The following is a 260-nucleotide window of genomic DNA, read 5'->3' as shown; positions in this document are numbered from 1 at the left end:
GAGAGTTTTGTCTTTTTTCTTAAGTATATGGTGTGATCCAGTGATTCTATCTAATTCCCAACCATCTTTCTTTAGAACCTTTATTAATTCTTTTCCCGTCACAAGTAACGATACAGCTTTTGGGCGGTATTCGTCAATTGGTTATTTCTACTTTTTTTGGGTCAAATGAGATTTTCACGACTGTTCGCATAACGAACTAGACTTACCGAAGTTCCCCGCCCCTGAGTCCCTGCGGGACGTTAGGGACTGGCATGTAGCTT

At 41.2% G+C, this 260-nt stretch carries 1 protein-coding gene; it reads right to left on the bottom strand.

Going from position 1 to position 260, the window contains the following annotated elements; all coding sequences use genetic code 11:
• The coding region (locus JWG41_RS21185) for a type II toxin-antitoxin system HicA family toxin (RefSeq protein ID WP_332461305.1) at nt 1-102 on the bottom strand (102 nt) is incomplete at its 3' end.
• Nucleotides 103-260: the final 158 nt, after the last annotated feature.

The organism is Leptospira chreensis, assembly GCF_016919165.1.
In the GTDB taxonomy this organism is placed as follows: Bacteria; Spirochaetota; Leptospiria; order Leptospirales; family Leptospiraceae; genus Leptospira_A; species Leptospira_A chreensis.
The sequence above is the reverse complement of the archived record's forward strand: the minus strand, read 5'-3'. Positions and strand labels throughout refer to the sequence as shown.